The 16,727-nt window shown below is 73.8% G+C and carries 17 protein-coding genes; 9 read left to right on the top strand and 8 right to left on the bottom strand.

Annotation, left to right across the window (positions count from 1 at the left end; all coding sequences use genetic code 11):
- The first annotated feature begins 68 nt into the window (after nucleotides 1–68).
- On the top strand, nucleotides 69–974 hold the full coding sequence (locus tag OHS33_RS05760; protein WP_330334921.1) for a Gfo/Idh/MocA family protein: 906 nt from the start codon (nucleotides 69–71) through the stop codon (nucleotides 972–974).
- Here the strand turns inward: OHS33_RS05760 and lnt are convergent.
- The 5 genes from lnt to OHS33_RS05735 all read right to left on the bottom strand — a co-directional run bounded on the left by lnt (nucleotide 919) and on the right by OHS33_RS05735 (nucleotide 5,067).
- Entirely contained in the window at nucleotides 919–2,511 is a 1,593-nt protein-coding gene (gene lnt / locus OHS33_RS05755) for an apolipoprotein N-acyltransferase (RefSeq protein WP_330329289.1), read from the bottom strand. The two genes, OHS33_RS05760 and lnt, sit on opposite strands and share 56 nt — an antisense overlap.
- A 65-nt stretch (nucleotides 2,512–2,576) precedes the next feature.
- A complete protein-coding gene (locus OHS33_RS05750; RefSeq protein ID WP_330329288.1) occupies nucleotides 2,577–3,044 on the bottom strand; it encodes a nuclear transport factor 2 family protein in 468 nt (155 codons plus the stop codon).
- A 70-nt stretch (nucleotides 3,045–3,114) separates the two neighbouring features.
- Entirely contained in the window at nucleotides 3,115–3,291 is a 177-nt protein-coding gene (locus tag OHS33_RS05745; protein WP_330329287.1) for a hypothetical protein, read from the bottom strand.
- Nucleotides 3,292–3,421: 130 nt separating this feature from the next.
- Nucleotides 3,422–4,300 (bottom strand): undecaprenyl-diphosphate phosphatase, encoded by an 879-nt coding sequence (locus OHS33_RS05740; RefSeq protein WP_330329286.1) that lies wholly within the window; start codon nucleotides 4,298–4,300, stop codon nucleotides 3,422–3,424.
- Between the two features lie 47 nt (nucleotides 4,301–4,347).
- Nucleotides 4,348–5,067: a TVP38/TMEM64 family protein gene (locus OHS33_RS05735; protein WP_330329285.1), complete on the bottom strand. Its 720-nt coding sequence runs from the start codon at nucleotides 5,065–5,067 to the stop codon at nucleotides 4,348–4,350.
- Between the two features lie 291 nt (nucleotides 5,068–5,358).
- Here OHS33_RS05735 and tuf point away from each other — a divergent pair, with 291 nt between their 5' ends.
- From tuf to OHS33_RS05720, 3 genes are all read left to right on the top strand, one after another.
- Entirely contained in the window at nucleotides 5,359–6,540 is a 1,182-nt protein-coding gene (gene tuf, locus OHS33_RS05730; protein WP_330329284.1) for an elongation factor Tu, read from the top strand.
- Between the two features lie 77 nt (nucleotides 6,541–6,617).
- Entirely contained in the window at nucleotides 6,618–7,463 is an 846-nt protein-coding gene (locus OHS33_RS05725; RefSeq protein ID WP_330329283.1) for a patatin-like phospholipase family protein, read from the top strand.
- A gap of 102 nt (nucleotides 7,464–7,565) precedes the next feature.
- Nucleotides 7,566–8,357, top strand: a complete 792-nt coding sequence (locus OHS33_RS05720; protein ID WP_330334920.1) for a spermidine synthase — start codon at nucleotides 7,566–7,568, stop codon at nucleotides 8,355–8,357.
- A gap of 18 nt (nucleotides 8,358–8,375) precedes the next feature.
- Here OHS33_RS05720 and OHS33_RS05715 read toward each other — a convergent pair whose 3' ends face one another.
- Entirely contained in the window at nucleotides 8,376–9,686 is a 1,311-nt protein-coding gene (locus tag OHS33_RS05715; RefSeq protein ID WP_443065238.1) for an MFS transporter, read from the bottom strand.
- A gap of 69 nt (nucleotides 9,687–9,755) precedes the next feature.
- Entirely contained in the window at nucleotides 9,756–10,787 is a 1,032-nt protein-coding gene (locus tag OHS33_RS05710; RefSeq protein WP_330329282.1) for a hypothetical protein, read from the bottom strand.
- A gap of 96 nt (nucleotides 10,788–10,883) precedes the next feature.
- On the opposite strand from OHS33_RS05710, the gene OHS33_RS05705 reads away from it, so the two are divergent.
- The 4 genes from OHS33_RS05705 to OHS33_RS05690 all read left to right on the top strand — a co-directional run bounded on the left by OHS33_RS05705 (nucleotide 10,884) and on the right by OHS33_RS05690 (nucleotide 15,060).
- Nucleotides 10,884–11,351, top strand: a complete 468-nt coding sequence (locus tag OHS33_RS05705; protein ID WP_330329281.1) for a DUF4442 domain-containing protein — start codon at nucleotides 10,884–10,886, stop codon at nucleotides 11,349–11,351.
- 84 nt (nucleotides 11,352–11,435) lie between these two features.
- Nucleotides 11,436–11,639: a type II toxin-antitoxin system VapB family antitoxin gene (locus OHS33_RS05700; RefSeq protein WP_330329280.1), complete on the top strand. Its 204-nt coding sequence runs from the start codon at nucleotides 11,436–11,438 to the stop codon at nucleotides 11,637–11,639.
- 187 nt (nucleotides 11,640–11,826) lie between these two features.
- Nucleotides 11,827–14,346 carry a beta-glucosidase family protein gene (locus OHS33_RS05695; RefSeq protein ID WP_330329279.1) on the top strand — a complete coding sequence of 840 codons (2,520 nt, stop codon included), beginning with the start codon at nucleotides 11,827–11,829 and terminating at the stop codon, nucleotides 14,344–14,346.
- A 60-nt stretch (nucleotides 14,347–14,406) separates the two neighbouring features.
- Complete coding sequence (locus OHS33_RS05690; RefSeq protein ID WP_330329278.1) at nucleotides 14,407–15,060, top strand: DedA family protein; 654 nt, start codon at nucleotides 14,407–14,409, stop codon at nucleotides 15,058–15,060.
- Nucleotides 15,061–15,119: 59 nt separating this feature from the next.
- On the opposite strand, the gene OHS33_RS05685 is transcribed toward OHS33_RS05690, so the two are convergent.
- Nucleotides 15,120–15,674: a gamma carbonic anhydrase family protein gene (locus tag OHS33_RS05685; protein ID WP_330329277.1), complete on the bottom strand. Its 555-nt coding sequence runs from the start codon at nucleotides 15,672–15,674 to the stop codon at nucleotides 15,120–15,122.
- A gap of 130 nt (nucleotides 15,675–15,804) precedes the next feature.
- On the opposite strand from OHS33_RS05685, the gene OHS33_RS05680 reads away from it, so the two are divergent.
- Entirely contained in the window at nucleotides 15,805–16,590 is a 786-nt protein-coding gene (locus OHS33_RS05680) for an acyltransferase (RefSeq protein WP_443065237.1), read from the top strand.
- The last annotated feature ends 137 nt before the right edge of the window (nucleotides 16,591–16,727 follow it).

Genomic DNA, 16,727 nt, shown 5'->3' with positions numbered 1-16,727 from the left:
CCCACCAGGCATTAAGCTGCGAGCAGTACCACGAGCAGTACCACGAGCCACGAACGAGGAGGATCCCCGTGAAGGTCGGATGCATCGGACTCGGTGACATCGCCCAGAAGGCGTACCTGCCCGTGCTCACCGCCCGCCCGGGGGTCGAACTCCACCTCCAGACCCGGACCCCGGCCACCCTCGACCGGATCGGCGCGCTGCACCACATCCCCGCGGAGCGCCGCCACACCGACCTCGACGACCTGCTCGCCCAGGGCCTCGACGCCGCTTTCGTGCACGCCCCGACCGGTGTTCACCCGGAGATCGTCGCGCGGCTGCTGGAGGCCGGGGTGGCGACCTACGTGGACAAGCCGCTCGCCTACGAACTCGCCGCCTCCCGGCACCTGGTCGAACTGGCCGAGGAACGCGGGGTGTCGCTGGCCGTCGGCTTCAACCGCCGCCACGCGCCCGGCTACACGCAGTGCGCCGACCACCCGCGCGAGCTGATCATCCTGCAGAAGAACCGGGTCGGCCTGCCCGAGGACCCCCGCACCCTGGTCCTCGACGACTTCATCCACGTCGTGGACACCCTGCGCTTCCTGCTGCCCGGCGAAGCCGACCACGTCGACGTACGGGCCGTGGTCAAGGGCGGCCTCATGCACCAGGTGGTGCTCCAGCTCTCCGGCGCCGGTTTCACCGCGCTCGGCATCATGAACCGCCGCTCCGGGTCCACCGAGGAGATCCTGGAGGTCTCCGGGCAGGACACCAAGCGGCAGGTGGTCAACCTGGCCGAGATCATCGACCACAAGGGCCAGCCCACCACACGGCGGCGCGGGGACTGGGTGCCGGTCGCCCGCCAGCGCGGCATCGAACAGGTCGTGGACACCTTCCTGGAGGCCGTCGCGGCGGGCACCACGCTCAGCGCCCGGGACGCGCTGCTCACCCACGAGCTGTGTGAGCGGGTGGTCCTGTCGGCTCTGGAGCAGGCCTCCTGAGCGGACCGCCGCGCAGCCCGCGCACGCCCTCGCCCGCGCAGTACACCGCGAGCGCGCCGAGGGCGACGGCCACCGGCCAGGCACCGAAGCGGACGTAGAGGGTGGTGCCCCGGGCGAGCGGGACGGCGTACACCCGCGCCGCGGAGGCGGAGCCCGGCAGGGGCGCGCCGATCCGCTCGCCCGACGGGCCGTACACCGCGCTGATGCCGGTGAGGGTGGCGTGCACCACGGGCCGCCCGGTCTCGGCGGCGCGCAGCGCCCCCAGCGAGGCGTGCTGCGCCGGTGCCCAACTGCCCTGGAAGGTCGCCGTCGAGGACTGGTCGACCAGCAGCGCCGCGCCCTCCCGGGTCAGGTGCCGGGTCATGTCGGGGAACGCCGACTCGAAGCAGACCAGCGGCCCGATCCGGACCCCCGCCCCGCCCGCGGCGCCGGGCAGGTCCATCACCACCGGAGCGGTGCCCGGACGCCGGTCCTCCGCGGCGGCCTTGCCCGCCGAGGTGACCCAGCCGAGCACCGCGCGCGCCGGTATGTACTCCCCGAAGGGGACCAGCCGCATCTTGTCGTACCGGTCCCCCGTGGGTCCCTCCGGGCCGACCAGCACCGCGCTCTTGTAGATGCCGGGCGCGCCACCGGTCTCGGCGGAGCCGCGCCGGGCGTCCACATTGACCAGCAGCGGAGCACCGACCCGCGCGGAGAGGTCCGCGAGCCGCCGGGCCAGGTCCGGCCGCGCCCCCAGACCGGCGCCGACGCTGCTCTCGCCCCACACCACCAGGTCGAGCCGCTGCCCGGCCAGTTGCCGGGTCAGCTGCTCACCGGTGTCGAACCGCTGCTCCACGCTCTCCGAGACCCCCCGCGGACCGATCTGTACGACGGCCACCCGCAGCTCACCGGCGGGCGCGGGCCCCGGCAGCCACAGCCACACCGCCCCGGTGAGCACCGCGCAGCCCGTCACCCCGGCCGCCGCCGGGATCCGCGCGGAGGGCGCCGCGACCAGCAGCACCAGCGCGCAGTTCACCGCGACGATCAGGAGGCTCAGCAGCCACACCCCGCCCACCGACGCGAGCCGCAGCGCGGGCGGCACCTGCCACTGGCTGGCTCCCAGCAGCCCCCACGGCCCGCCGAGCCCCTGCCACGACCGGACGAGTTCCGACAACAGCCAGCCCGCCGGTACGAGGACCAGCGCGGCGCTCGCCCGCCCCGCGGCCACGGCCCCGCCGAGCAGGCGCCGCACCAGCAGCCCCCAGGGGATCCACAGCGCCCCGAGCAGCGCGGCCAGCGGGAAGAGGAACAGGCGCAGGCTGGGCAGCAGCCAGTGATGGACCGCCAGGATGAACCCCGCGCCCCCGAGCCAGCCCTCCAGGGCGGCCCGCCGCCCGGTCGGCGCCGTGCGCAGCAACAGCATCCAGGGCACCAGGGCGACGTACGCGAACCACCAGAGCGCGGGCGCGGGGAAGGACAGCGCGGGCAGCGCCCCGGCCGGTACGGCGGCCGCCGCGCGCCACCACCGGTACCGGCCGGTCCGCGGGGTGGTCTGCATGGCGCGCCTCCGCTTCCAGTGTGCGGCCACGGTCCTGCGACGGACAGCCGTGGGGAAACGGCTCCTCAGGCGGACAGGTGGCGCCACTTCTCGTGCACGGTGACGCCGGACAGGCGCCACCCGTCGCGGGTGCGGGCGAGTACGAAGGTGTAGCGCCCGGCCGCGACGAAGTTGGGCGCGGTGACGCTCCCGTCGAAGTCTTCCCCGGCCAGCCGCATCGGATTCAGGAAGTCCGCTTTCACCTCGGCCCGGTCACCGGCGGAGCCGTCCAGGGTCTCCAGGTCGATCCGCCGGTTGACGATCAGGTGCTGGCGTACGGGGAAGAGCTTCATCGTCTCCTCCAGCCACCGCGCGACCTCGTGGGCCGGGCCCTCGATCCCGCCCGCCGAGCTGTAGTCGGCCCGGCCCGCGGCGGTGAACAGGGCCCGGTACGCCGCCCAGTCGCCGTCGTCCACGGCGACCGCGTACCCGGTCACCACGGAATCGATCGCCAGCCGGTCCATCACCGTCGCGAGTTCCACACGCTGCGTCATCGGGTCAGTGTGGGTCAGCGGACCCGCGAGTCCAAGGGGCGTGCGGCCCCCGGATCTGCTCGCGGGCCGCTCAGTGACCGGATTGCGCCTCCCGCTGCCTGACCACGACGAGGAACGCGTCGCTGGCGAGATCCATGACGACCTCGGCCGGCACCCCCTCGCGCGTGCGCTGGGCGGCGTACTCCTCGGCCGGCCAGCTCCCCCTCGGACTTCCGGCCGGAAAACGCTCCAGTACCACTCGCCTCATGGGACCGCACCCCCTGCTGTGCCGTTGTTCTCGCCGTGCCGCTGTTCTCTCAGGCACAACGACGCGGGGGCCGCCCGGGAACGTTCCCGGGCGGCCCCCGCATGTGTCCGTCATGTCTGCGCGAACCGCGTCAGCCCGCGGACTCGCCCGCGTGCGGGCTCAGCACGCCCATGCTGATCAGCACGATCAGCACGATGCCCAGCAGGATCCGGTAGATCACGAACGGCATGAAACTCTTCGTGGTGATGAACTTCATGAACCATGCGATCACGGCATAGCCGACCACGAAGGCGATGACCGTCGCGAAGATCGTCGGACCCCAGGAGAGGTGCCCCGAAGTCTCACCGAGGTCCTTCAACTCCATGCCGCCCGAGGCCAGTACGGCCGGGATGGCGAGGAGGAAGGAGTAACGGGCCGCCGCCTCACGGGTGTAGCCCATCAGCAGACCGCCGGAGATCGTCGCGCCCGACCGGGAGACGCCCGGGATCAGCGCCATCGCCTGGGCGACACCGAAGATCAGACCGTCCTTGACGCCCAGCTCCTTGAGCGACTTGCGCTGCTTGACCACCCGGTGCTTGCCGCCCGACTCGTCCCGCGAGGCCAGCCAGTCGGCGAAGCCGAGGACGATGCCCATCACGATCAGGGTGGTGGCGATCAGCCGCAGATCACGGAACGGGCCCTCGATCTGGTCCTTCAGCGTGATGCCGAGGACACCGATCGGGATCGACCCCACGATGACCAGCCAGCCCATCTGGGCGTCGTGGTCCGAACGCATCGCCTTGTTCGTCAGCGACCGGAACCAGGCGGAGACGATCCGCGCGATGTCCTTGCGGAAGTAGATCAGCACCGCGGTCTCGGTGCCGATCTGGGTGATGGCGGTGAAGGCCGCTCCGGGGTCGTGCCAGCCGGCGAACGCCGCGGTCAGCCGCAGGTGGGCGCTGGAGGAGATCGGGAGGAACTCCGTGAGCCCCTGGACGAGACCGAGGATTAGGGATTCGAACCAGCTCATGTCGGGGTGCGGCGTCCTTGTGATCGTCGGGAAGGTCGCGTCCGATGCTAGGGCGTACGGGTGACGCCGCCGACCACTGGGGTCTGCTGGGGCGTCAGCCCGTTCGCCGCGGGCGCCGCCAGCCGGTGGCGCCTGCGCCACGCGACGGCCGCCGCGAGCACCCCGGACACGGCGATGAACCCGAACGAGGCCAGGAAGGCGGGCGAGGTCGGCGAGGAGGCGCTGCCCCCGGCGATCACGTACGCCGCCGTGTTCGGGATCGTGCCCAGCGCCGTCGCCAGCAGGAACGGCACCCAGCGGCACCGCGAGACCGCCGCGAGGTAATTGGCGGCCGCGAAGGGCACCCCGGGGAAGATCCGCACCGCCAGCATCGACCGGAACCCGTGCCGGCTCAGCTGCCCGTCCGCCGCCAGCAGCCACCGCCCGCGCAGCAGCGGCCGCAGCGCCTGCTGCCCCAGGGCCCGGCCCAGCCCGAAGGAGACGGCGGCGCCGAGCACCGTACCGGCGACCGCCGCCACCAGACCGAACTGCGCGCCGAAGACCGCCCCCGCGCCCAGGTTCAGCAGCGGGCGCGGCACGAACGCCGCCGTGCACAGCCCGTACGCCACCGCGAACAGCAACACCGCCGTGCCCAGCGGAAGCGAACCGGTCCAGCCCCGCGACAGCATCCGCTGGGGCTCGTACAGCAGCACGCACACACCGGCCGACACCAGCAGCACGACGAGCAGGGCCAGCCGGAACCAGGGCGACAGAAGGAGGGGGGACATCCGCCGAGTGTAATTCGTTCGACGCGGCGGGGACCGGTCGGCAAGGATCGGGTCCATGTTCCGGCACCCCTTCCCCGCAGCGCCGTCCGCAGTCGCGGACGCGCCGAAGGCTGCCGCCGCGGACATCGCACCCGTGCACCCGGCGCCCCTCGGCGGCGCCCGAAGCTGACCCTTCCCGGATCGTCCGGCGGACCCCGCAGGGGGAGGGTCGGCAGGATCCAGGGGTCCCGTTCAGGCTTCCGGTCACCGCAACGCCCGTGACCGGAACACACGGGAAAGCGAACACCAGTCATGGCCAAGACGGCCTTCGTGCGGACCAAGCCGCACCTCAACATCGGCACCATGGGTCACGTCGACCACGGCAAGACCACCCTCACCGCCGCCATCACCAAGGTCCTCGCCGAGCGCGGCGGAGCCTCCTACGTGCCCTTCGACCGGATCGACCGGGCGCCTGAGGAGGCGCGGCGCGGGATCACCATCAACCTCTCGCACGTGGAGTACGAGACGGACACCCGCCACTACGCCCACGTCGACATGCCCGGCCACGCCGACTACGTGAAGAACATGGTGACCGGCGCGGCCCAGCTCGACGGGGCGATCCTCGTCGTCTCCGCGCTCGACGGGGTCATGCCGCAGACCGCTGAGCACGTGCTGCTCGCCCGGCAGGTCGGCGTCGACCACATCGTCGTCGCCCTCAACAAGGCCGACGCCGGGGACCCCGAGCTGACCGACCTGGTCGAGCTGGAGGTCCGCGAGCTGCTCAGTTCCCACGGGTACGGGGGCGACAGTGCCCCCGTGGTCCGGGTCTCCGGGCTGGGGGCGCTGGAGGGCGACCCGCGCTGGACGGAGGCGGTCCTGGCGCTGCTGGACGCGGTGGACACGTACGTACCGATGCCGGTGCGCTACACGGACGCGCCGTTCCTGCTGCCGGTGGAGAACGTGCTGACCATCACCGGGCGCGGGACGGTCGTCACCGGCGCCGTCGAGCGCGGCACCGTCCGCATGGGCGACCGGGTCGCGCTGCTCGGAGCGGCCGGGGAGCCCACCCTGACGGTGGTCACCGGCCTGGAGACCTTCGGCAAGCCCATGGACCGCGCCGAGGCCGGGGACAACGTCGCGATCCTGCTGCGCGGGGTGCCCCGCGAGGGGATCCGGCGCGGGGACGTGGTCGCCGCGCCGGGCAGCGTCGTGCCGCGCCGCCGGTTCACGGCGCAGGTGTACGTCCTGTCCGCCCGGGAGGGCGGCCGGACCACGCCACTGGCCAGCGGTTACCGGCCACAGTTCTACGTCCGCACCGCCGATGTCGTCGGGGACGTGGACCTGGGGGAGGCGGGGCTCGCCCGCCCCGGGGAGACGGTCGCCATGACCGTCGAGCTGGGCCGGGACGTGCCCCTGGAGGCGGGGCTCGGCTTCGCGATCCGTGAGGGCGGGCGGACGGTGGGCGCCGGAACGGTGACGTCCGTTCTCGGCTGACCCGATGGCCCCCGTGGTGACGGCGGCCCGCCTGCGGCAGACTGCCGTCACCACAATCGGGAAGAGCGGGGGCTGCGATGAGCGGCGAGACGGCGCTGGTGCTCGGCGGCGGAGGCCTGACCGGGGTCGGCTGGGAAGCCGGGATCATCTACGGGCTCGCCGAGGCGGGCATCGACCTGTCCGCCGCGGAACTCGTCGTCGGCACCTCCGCGGGTTCTGTCGTCGGCGCCCAGCTCACCTCCGGCCTGCTCACCCCGCGCGAGCTGTACGAGCGCCAGCTCGCCGGAGCGGGCGGGGAGATCCCGGCCAAGCTGGGCGCCGGGCTCGTCGCCCGCTACGCCGTCGCGATGATGCGGGCCAAGGACGCCACGGCCTACCGGCGGCGGGTCGGCGAGATCGCGCTGGCCGCGGACACCGGGGACGAACACGCCCGGCGCAAGGTGCTGGAGGGGCGGCTCGTCTCCCACCAGTGGCCCGAGCGCCGGTTCGTGGTAACCGCCGTGGACGCGCGGACCGGGGCCGCCGCCGACTTCGACCGGCACAGCGGGGTCGGCCTGGTCGACGCCGTCTCGGCGAGCTGCGCGGTACCGGGGGTGTGGCCCCCGGTGACCCTCGGGGAACGCCGCTACGTCGACGGAGGCGTCCGTTCCGCCGCCAACGCGGACGTCGCGACGGGCTACCGGCGGGTGGTGGTCCTCGCGCCGATGGCCCTGGGATCCGGGGTCGCGCCCTCGCCCGCCACCCAGACCGAACGGCTGCGGGCGGACGGGTCCAAGGTGCTGCTGATCACCCCCTCCGCCGAGGCCCGCAAGGTCTTCGGGCGCAATGTGCTGGACCCGGCCCGGCGGGCCCCGGCGGCCCGGGCGGGCCTCGCGCAGGCCGCCGCGCACGCGGCCGAGGCGGCGGCCGTCTGGTCGGGCTGACCACTGCCCGACAATGGTGGCGTGAGCGACGAGCAGCACGACGATCAGTACGACGAGCAGATCCCGGTGATCCGGGAGGTGGGCCAGGGCACCGCCAAGCTGATGCCGGACGTCGACCGGCGGCGGGCCTGGCTGCTGACGGTGGACGGGGCCCCGCAGTCGTATGTGGACCTCGACGATCCGCGCCACCTGGAGTTCGAGTACGTACGCCGGCTCGCGCACGTCCTGGACTGCGCGGCCGAACCGGGCGCGCCGCTGGACCTGCTGCACCTCGGCGGCGGCGCGCTGACCCTGCCCCGCTACGCCGCCGCCACCCGGCCCGGGTCCCGGCAGCGGGTCGTCGAGTTCGACCGGGGGCTGCTGGAGCTGGTGGCCGAGCGGCTGCCGCTGCCCGCGGACGCCGGGATCGAGCTGCACGCGGCGGACGCGCGGGCCTGGCTGGAGGCGGCGCCCGGGAGAAGCGCGGACGTGCTGGTGGCCGATGTGTTCGGGGGCTCGCGGGTCCCGGCCCAGCTGACCTCGGTGGAGTACGCGCGCCAGGCGGCCCGGGTGCTGCGGCCCGGCGGTGTCTACGTGGCCAACCTGGCCGACGGGGCGCCCTTCGCGTTCCTGCGGGGACAGTTGGCGAACTTCGCCACCGTGTTCCCGGAGCTGGCGCTGATCGCGGAGCCGGGAGTGCTGCGGGGGCGCCGGTTCGGGAACGCGGTGCTGGTGGGATCGGACCGGGAGCTGCCGGTGGCGGCCCTGGCGCGGGCCTGCGCGGGCGACGCGTTCCCGGCGCGGGTGGAGTACGGGGCGGGGGTGGCGAAGCTGACCGGGCGGGCCGCGGTCGTGGCCGACGCCGAGGCGGTGGCCTCGCCGGAACCGCCCGAGGGAGCCTTCAGCATCGGCTGAACCGCGCGAGCGGAGCCCTCAGGCCGACGAGGCGGGGGCGCTGGACGCGGTCACGGTGGCGGCCTCACCCGCGACGACCGGCGCCGTGGGCTTGCGGGTCAGGTGGCGGACGTCGGGGACGGCGAGGACGGCCGCCGTGACGATGACGACGAGGGCCGCGCAGCCCCACAGGGCGTTGGTGCGGCCGAAGACCGATTCGGCCGGGCCCGCGAGGGCCGTGGCGACCGGAAGCATCGAGATCGAGCCGAACCAGTCGTAGGCGGAGACCCGGGAGAACTTCTCCTCCGGGATCTCCTGGTGCATCGTGGTCATCCAGTTCACGCCGAACACCTCGATGGCCACGCCGCTGAGCAGCATGACCCCGCACAGCCCCCACGTCGGCAGGGGGATCGCCAGCCCCGCCGACGGCAGCGCCAGCGGGAACACGCAGAGCGTGCCGACCAGCAGCAGCCTGCGCGGCTTCCAGGCCATCATCAGAACCGACCCGCCCAGCGTGCCGACCCCGAAGGCGGCCAGCGCCAGGCCCCAGGGGGCCGGCCCGCCGAGTTGCTCCCGGGCGACCAGCGGACCGTAGACCGCCTCGGCCGCGCCGACGACGGCGACCACCACGGAGAACTGGAGCACGATGCTCCACAGCCAGGGGCGGCTGCGGAACTCCACCCAGCCCTCGCGGAGATCGGCGAGCAGGCTGCCGCCCTTCTCGCGCGGCGCGATGTGGCCGACGTCGAGGAAGGAGCGCAGCGCGCCCGCCAGCGCGAAGGCGACCGCGTCGACGGCGAGCACCCAGCCGGGGCCGATCGCGGCGATCATGGCCCCGCCGAGCGCGGCGCCGCCGATGCCCGCGCCGTTGACCGCCATCCGGAAGAGGGCGAAGGCGCGGTTGGCGTGTTCACCGGAGACGCTGGAGAGCAGCATGCCCTCGGCGGCCGGGCTGAAGAAGGCGGTGCCGGTGCCGCACAGCGCGGTGAGCAGCATCATCTGCCACAGCTGTGGATCCCCGGCGAGGACGAGCACGGCGAAGGCCGCCTGCGAGAGGCAGTTGAGGGCGTTGGCCGCGACCATCACGTGGTGGCGCGGTATCCGGTCCGCGAGCGCGCCGCCGACGAGCAGGAAGAGGACGAGGGGGAGCGTACGGGCCGCGGCGACGAGGCCGACGTCCCCGCCCGAGCCGCCCGCCTCCAGCACCGCGAACGAGGCCGCGATGAGCGCCCCGTTGCTGCCGAGGTGGGTCACCACCGCGGCGCCGGTCAGCAACGAGTAGTTGCGGCCCGCCCACGCGGGGCGGCGACGGCGTGCGGACGGAAGACCGGGGGCGGTGCGGATGTTCACCCCCGGACTATCCCCGTCCGGGGCCGGGAATCCAAACGGATTACCGGCCCCGGGGCGGGGTGGCGGAGATCATCCGGTGGTGAGCCGGACCGAGCTGAGGATCTTCTCGTAGACCTCGGGCTTGACCTCGTCGGGGACGTTGGCCGGGCCGTAGAGCACCCAGCTGGAGAAGTCGCCGTTGGTGGTCTTGAAGCTGAAGGCGATGGACTTGCCGTCGGTGTCGCACTTGTTCTTCTTGGGCAGGCCGGTGACGCTCGCGGTGGCCATGTGGCCCTTGAGGCCGGAGAGGGTGGTGTACTCCTTGGCCGCGACCACCTTGGTGGTGCCCTTCGGCGCCTTCTGCGCGTAGGCGGCGAACACCCAGTTGCCGGCCTCGTTGTAGGCCGCCTCGGCGGTGTCCTTGGCGCCCTGGCCGCCCTTGGTGCCGGTGGTGGCCAGTGCGGTCGACTCCTCCTTGCCGTTCTTGTCGGAGTCGACCTTGCACCACTCACCCTTGTACTCCGCGGGTGCGGACATGCTGATGAGGGGGGAGCCGTCGTTCTTGGAATCGTCGGTGATGCCGTACGTCATGCCCGAGCCGTCGACCTTCCAGTCCGCCGGGACGTCGAAGGCGGTCCCGTACTTCGGGTTGACGACCACCTTCCAGCCGGGGATCACGGGGGCGACGTCGCCGCCCGCGCGCGGGTTGCCGGTCGGCGGGGCCGGTGCCGGAGCGGAGGGTGAGCTGGCGGCGGGCTTCGGGTCGGCCACGTCCTTCTTGTTGTCGTCCCTGGTCAGGACGAAGGCGCCGGTGACGGCGGCCGCCACCACGACCGCGGAGGCGGCCACGATGGCGACGGTCTTCGTCGCGAAGGGACTCGAACCCCCGCCGCCCTGCGGGGGCTGCGGAGGCTGTCCCGGGTGGGACGGTGTCTGGCCCCACGGCTGAACCGGAGGGGGCTGCTGGTAGTCCGGCTGCGGGTACCCATAGCCGGGCTGCTGCTCGCCGTACCCCGGCTGCTGGTACGGATTCGGCTGTCCCGGCTGCTGCTGGTACGGGTTGTTCTGCGCGTCCTGCGGGTTCTGCTCGCCCCCGGGCGGCTGCTGCTGTCCTGGCCACATGGCCGGTAACGATAGTGGGAGCGGGGCGCGGGAACCACGGCCGGTCCCGTTACGGCTCTGGTCAAGCTCATCTACTCACGGGTAACATCGCTTTTCATGAGCGCAGAACAGATGGCAGATCCGATGAACAACGTGGGCGAACTGCTCGCCGCGACGGTGCCGATGGCCCGGACCCTGAACCTCCAGTTCCTGGAGACCACCCCCGAGCGCGCGGTCGTCCGCCTGCCGGACCAGCCCGACTTCCACAACCACGTCGGCGGCCCGCACGCGGGCGCCATGTTCACCCTCGCCGAGTCCGCGAGCGGCGCGATCGTGCTGGCCGCCTTCGGCGAGCAGCTCTCCCGCGCCGTCCCGCTCGCCGTCAGGGCCGAGATCGGCTACAAGAAGCTCGCCAAGGGCGTCGTCACCGCCACCGCCACCCTCGGCCGCCCGGCCGCCGACGTGATCGCCGAACTCGACGCGGGCGGCCGCCCCGAGTTCCCGGTCACCGTCGCCATCCAGCGCGAGGACGAGGCCGTGACGGGCGAGATGACCGTCGTCTGGACGCTGCGCCCCAACGCGTAACCCCCACGGTGGACTTGCGACGCCCCTACAGTCGTCCGTGAGTCGTCCGCGACGGACGAGCACGAGGGACACGAGGGGGAAGCCGTGGCCAAGGTCAACATCAGCCTCGATGCCGAACTGGTGGTGGAGGTGATGGTCCTCGCGGGGGTCGGGTCCCCGCAGGACGCCGTCGAGGCGGTCGTCCGCGACTACATCGCCCGCGGACACCGTACGGAGGCCCGCGTCGTGCGCCGTGACGACGAGCGGCGGGACGCGGACGCCGCGGTGGTGCGGCCGCCCCAGGGCTGAGGGCGGGTCCCCGGAGCCGCCGGACGCGTCGCATCGGACGCGTCCCGTCCATCGGGTGCGTCCCATCAGTGGAAGGGCGTGCCCGCGAGGGCGCGCCCCGGCGGGGCCCGGCGCCCGGTGGCGCACAGTGGGCCGGGGCGGTCCGGCGCGGGCCGCCCCGGCCCACCGCCGCTTCCAGGGAGCCCCCATGAGCGAAGCCGTGTCCCGCCGCGACGCCATCAGGCTGCTGGGCGCGGCGGGCGCCGCCCTCGGCGCGGGCGGCTGCGTCCCCCAGGTGCCGACGGGGGCGCGGGCACCCGCGGCGGTCCGCGCGAGCGGGGCCGGGGCAGCCGCCCGGCCCGGTGGCGGCGCCCGGGTGGACGCGCTGCTGGAACGGCTGACCCTGGACGAGAAGACCGCACTGTTGCACGGCGCCGTGGATCCGGCCCCGCTCGGTCAGGCGGGCTACGTGCCGGGCGTACCGCGCCTGGGGATCCCGCCGCTCCGGCTCGCCGACGGACCGGCCGGGGTGCGGGTGGGCCGGCCGGCGACCGCGCTGCCCGCGCCCGTCATGCTGGCCTCCGCCTTCGACCCGGCCCTCGCCCGCGCCTACGGCCGGACCCTAGGCCGCGAGGGCCGCGCACTCGGCCAGGACGTGCTGCTCTCGCCCATGGCCAACCTCATCCGCGCCCCCTACGCGGGCCGCAACTTCGAGACCTTCGCCGAGGATCCGAAGCTGACCGCCGACGTGGTCGCGGAGGTGGTCCGCGGCATCCAGGACGAGGGCCTGATCGCCACCGTCAAGCACTTCGCGCTCAACAACCAGGAACAGGGCCGCGACACGATCGATGTGATCGCCGCCGAACAGACCCTCCACGAGACGGAACTGCGCGGTTTCGAGGCCGCCGTCGCCGCCGGGGCGGGCTCGGTGATGGGCGCCTACAACAAGGTCAACGGCACCCACGCCTGCGAGAGCAAGCCGCTGCTGGACGAACTGCTGCGCGGCCGCTGGGGGTTCGACGGCTGGGTGGTGTCCGACTGGCAGGCCACCCACAGCACCGTCGCCGCCATCACCGCGGGCCTCGACATGGAAATGCCCGGCGGCACCCACTTCGGCGGCCCGCTGCGCGAGGCGGTGCGCGCCGGATCCGTCCCGGAGCGCGCCGTGGACCTCGCCGTCCGCCGGGTGCTGAGCACCATGGACCGCTTCGGCCTGCTGGAGGCGTCACCCACGCCCCGCCCGGCCCGCGACCCCGTCGCCGGGGCCCGGCTCGCCCGGCGGGTGGCGGTGGCCGGCGCGGTCCTGCTGCGCAACGAGAAGGGCGCCCTGCCGCTGTCCGGGGCCGCCGCCCGCTCCCTCGCCGTCATCGGGCCCACCGGCCAGGTGCCCTTCGTCAGCGGCGGCGGCAGCGCCCACGTCGTGCCCGACCGGGACCGGGCCGCGAGCCCGCTGGCCGCGATCCGCACCCGGGCCGGGAAGGGCGCCGAGGTCCGCTACGCCCTCGGCGAGGACCTGTACGGCCGCCCGCTCCCCGGGAACCTGCTCACACCCCCCGCCGCCCTGGACGACCAGCCCGTGGACGCGGGCAAGGAGCACCGCTACGAGGGCGCCTTCACCCTCCCCGAGGCCGACGAGTGGACCCTGCTCGTCCACTACACCGGCAAGCGGCCCGACGTCCGCCTCGACGGCGAGGAGGTCTTCCCCGTCCGCCCGGGCGTGGCCGAGTACTTCGTGGGCGGGCTGCTCGGCACGGCCCCCGACGGACTCGCCGTGCGCCGCCGTACGCTCGCCCTCGCGGCCGGGGCCCACAAGCTGACCGTCGCCGCCCAGGGCGGCGACCGGGGTGCGCGGTTCCGCTTGCGCCACACCACCCGGGCGACCCGGGCCGCCGATGTCGCCGAGGCGGTACGGACGGCCGCGGCGGCCCACAGCGTGGTGCTCTTCGCCTACGAGGACGCCACCGAGGGCAGCGACCGGACCGGCCTGGCGCTGCCCGGCGGCCAGGAGCGGCTGATCGAGGCGGTCGCCGCCGCCAACCCGCGCACCACCGTGGTCCTCAACACGTCCTCGTCCACCACCATGCCCTGGCTGGCCCGGACCGCGGCCGTGCTCCAGATGTACTACCCCGGCCAGGAGGGTGCGGGAGCCACCGCCGACGTGCTGTTCGGCGACGCGGACCCGGGCGGGAGGCTCACGCAGACCTTCCCGGCCGACGAGCGGGCCACCCCGGTCGGCGGCGATCCGGTGCGCTACCCGGGGGTCGGCGGCCGCCAGGAGTACAGCGAGGGCGTCCACGTGGGCCACCGCTGGTACGACGCGCAGCGGGTGGCCCCGCTCTTCCCCTTCGGGCACGGGCTCTCGTACACCACCTGGCAGTACGACAAGCTGACCGTGCGGCCCCAGGGCGGCGGCCTTCGCGTGGAGTTCACCGTGCGCAACACCGGCCGCCGCGCGGGCACCGACGTGGCGCAGGTGTACGTCGGCCCCTCGCCGGACCTGCGGCTCGACCAGCCCGTAAGGGCCCTGGCCGGATACCGGCGGATCACCCTCGCCCCCGGCCGCTCCGAGCGGATCACCGTGGACCTCGACGCGCGCACGCTGTCCTCCTGGGACCCCGGCCCGCATGCCTGGGCGCTGGGCACCGGACGGCGGGAGGTGTGGGTGGGGCGCTCCTCGCGGGAACTCCCGCTGCGGGCGGCCGTGATGGTGCGCGCGGTGGCCCGGTAGTCTGGCCGGTCGGGGCGTCACAGGGGGCGCGCCGCGACCACGTTGCGGAAGGACGTACCGGTGCACATCCAGGAATGGCTGGAGACCATCCCGGCGGTGAGTGTCTATCTGCTGGTGGCGGTGGTCATCGGGCTGGAGAGCGTGGGCATTCCGCTGCCGGGCGAGATCGTCCTCGTCAGCGCCGCCCTGCTCGCCTCGCAGAACGGCGGCATCGACCCGCTGGTGCTCGGCGCCTGCGCGAGCGCGGGCGCGGTCGTCGGGGACTCCATCGGCTACGCGATCGGGCGCAAGGGCGGCAAACCGCTGCTGGCACGGCTCGGCCGGCGCTTCCCCCGGCACTTCGGGGAACACCACGTCGCGATGGCGGAACGGTCCTTCGAGAAGTGGGGCATGTGGGCCGTCTTCTTCGGGCGGTTCGTGGCGCTGCTGCGGATCTTCGCCGGGCCCCTGGCGGGCGTGCTGCGGATGCCGTACTGGAAGTTCCTGATCGCCAACGTGCTCGGCGGGATCATCTGGGCGGGCGGCACGACGGCGGCTGTCTACTACATCGGGAAGGTCGCGGAGGCCTGGCTGAAGCGGTTCTCCTGGCTGGGACTGGTGGCGGCCGTACTGATCGGGCTCACCTCGATGCTGGTGCTGCGCAGCCGGGCGAAGAAGGCCGAGGCGGCCGCGGTCGCGACGGCCCCGGCCGACGCGGCGGTGGCGGCCGACTAGGGGTGTCCGGGGCGGGCGGGAGTCTCCGGAACCTTCGCCCGCCCGGGCCCGGCCCGTCGCTACGCGGGGTCCTCGACCGCCGCGCGGTGCTGCTTCGCCAGCTCGACGTACATCGTCGCGTTCAGGCTGATGCCCGCCCGCTCCTCCTCCGTCAGCGGACGCCGGACCTTCGCCGGGACGCCCGCGACCAGGGAGCCCGGCGGGACGACCATGCCCTGCGGCACCAGCGCCTGGGCGGCCACCAGGGAGCCCGCGCCGATCACCGCGCCGTTGAGGACGGTCGCGCCCATGCCGATCAGGCAGTCGTCCTCGACGGTGCAGCCGTGCACCACCGCGTTGTGGCCGATGGAGACGCGGTCGCCGATGGTCACCGGGAAGCCGGGGTCGACGTGGAGCGTGCAGTTGTCCTGGACGTTGCTGTCCGCGCCGAGCGTGATCCGCCCGCAGTCGGCCCGCAGCACCGCCGAGTACCAGATGCTCGCTCCGGCGGCGAGGCTGACGTCGCCGACGACGACGGACGTCGGCGCGGTGAACGCCTCGGGGTGGATGGCCGGCTTCTTCCCGCCGACGCCGGCGACGAACGCGCCGGATCCCTGGTCCGCCTGAAACGTCATGATCTCTTCCTCTGCTTGTGATGTCGCGCTCCTCGCACCGTAGGGCACGCGCCCGGCCGCCTCCCCGATGGGGTGAAGATCACAGGAGGGCCGTCCGGGCGCCCGGGGCGGGGCCCACTACCGTGGCCGGGTGCCGAAGAACAGAAACACGTTCTCATCCGTCTCGCCCGCGGAGCTGCGCGCGGCCCTGACCGCCCTGCGCCGCCGGGCCGCGAGCCGGGTCGTCCACGCGGGCTGGCGCTGGGCGCAGCAGGCGGGCGCGGTCACCGCGCGGACCCCCGGGCGGCTGCGCTTCGGCGCCATCGGCCCCAGCACCCGCCTCGCCTTCCCGCAGGGCACCGTCTTCGGCGAGCGCTGGATCCACCTGGGCGACCACTGCATCATCGCCGAGCAGGTCACGCTGACCGCCGGGATGATGCCCGACCTCGACCTCGGCCGCGATCCGGTGCTGGTCCTCGGCAACGGCGTGGTGCTCGGCCGGGGCAGCCACGTCATCGCGGACACCCGGATCACCATCGGATCGGACACCTTCTGCGGGCCCGGTGTCTACATCACGTCCACGAACCACAGTTACGACGACCCGCACGAGCCCGTCGGCAAGCAGTGGCCGCGCAGCGCGCCGGTGGAGATCGGCCCCGGCTGCTGGCTCGGCACGGGCGCGGTGATCCTCCCCGGGGCCCGGCTCGGCCGCAACGTGGTGGTGGCCGCGGGAGCCGTCGTCCGCGGCGAGGTGCCCGACCACGCCGTGGTCGCCGGGGCGCCCGCGCGGATCGTCCGCCGCTGGGAGCCGGAGACGGGCTGGCAGCCGCCGCTGCGCACCCCGGCCCCGGTGCCGATACCGGAAGGGGTGACTCCGGCGCAACTGCGGGCACTGGAAGAGGCCGAACGTATCGCCGAGTCCCGCCGGATTCCGTAGTACCGCGCCCTCGGATCCCGCGCGGTGCGCGCGGAACGGGTGAGTCCGATACCGAACGTCAGCCCAGTGAACGGCCAAATCCTCCCCACGGGTCACCGATGACCGAACGCGCCCCGGCGGCGCGTGTCGGGGCGCGA

The organism is Streptomyces sp. NBC_00536 (assembly GCF_036346295.1).
Classification (GTDB): Bacteria; Actinomycetota; Actinomycetes; order Streptomycetales; family Streptomycetaceae; genus Streptomyces.
The sequence above is the reverse complement of the archived record's forward strand: the minus strand, read 5'-3'. Positions and strand labels throughout refer to the sequence as shown.

Excerpts from the sequence above, each read along its gene's own strand:
- lnt (WP_330329289.1), bottom strand. The coding sequence starts at position 2,511 with ATGCAGACCACCCCGCGGACCGGCCGGTACCGGTGGTGGCGCGCGGCG.
- OHS33_RS05720 (WP_330334920.1), top strand. The coding sequence starts at position 7,566 with ATGCCGGACGTCGACCGGCGGCGGGCCTGGCTGCTGACGGTGGACGGG.
- tuf (WP_330329284.1), top strand. The coding sequence starts at position 5,359 with ATGGCCAAGACGGCCTTCGTGCGGACCAAGCCGCACCTCAACATCGGC.
- OHS33_RS05750 (WP_330329288.1), bottom strand. The coding sequence starts at position 3,044 with ATGACGCAGCGTGTGGAACTCGCGACGGTGATGGACCGGCTGGCGATC.
- OHS33_RS05740 (WP_330329286.1), bottom strand. The coding sequence starts at position 4,300 with ATGAGCTGGTTCGAATCCCTAATCCTCGGTCTCGTCCAGGGGCTCACG.
- OHS33_RS05685 (WP_330329277.1), bottom strand. The coding sequence starts at position 15,674 with ATGACGTTTCAGGCGGACCAGGGATCCGGCGCGTTCGTCGCCGGCGTC.
- OHS33_RS05705 (WP_330329281.1), top strand. The coding sequence starts at position 10,884 with ATGAGCGCAGAACAGATGGCAGATCCGATGAACAACGTGGGCGAACTG.
- OHS33_RS05745 (WP_330329287.1), bottom strand. The coding sequence starts at position 3,291 with ATGAGGCGAGTGGTACTGGAGCGTTTTCCGGCCGGAAGTCCGAGGGGG.
- OHS33_RS05710 (WP_330329282.1), bottom strand. The coding sequence starts at position 10,787 with ATGTGGCCAGGACAGCAGCAGCCGCCCGGGGGCGAGCAGAACCCGCAG.
- OHS33_RS05735 (WP_330329285.1), bottom strand. The coding sequence starts at position 5,067 with ATGTCCCCCCTCCTTCTGTCGCCCTGGTTCCGGCTGGCCCTGCTCGTC.
- OHS33_RS05725 (WP_330329283.1), top strand. The coding sequence starts at position 6,618 with ATGAGCGGCGAGACGGCGCTGGTGCTCGGCGGCGGAGGCCTGACCGGG.
- OHS33_RS05695 (WP_330329279.1), top strand. The coding sequence starts at position 11,827 with ATGAGCGAAGCCGTGTCCCGCCGCGACGCCATCAGGCTGCTGGGCGCG.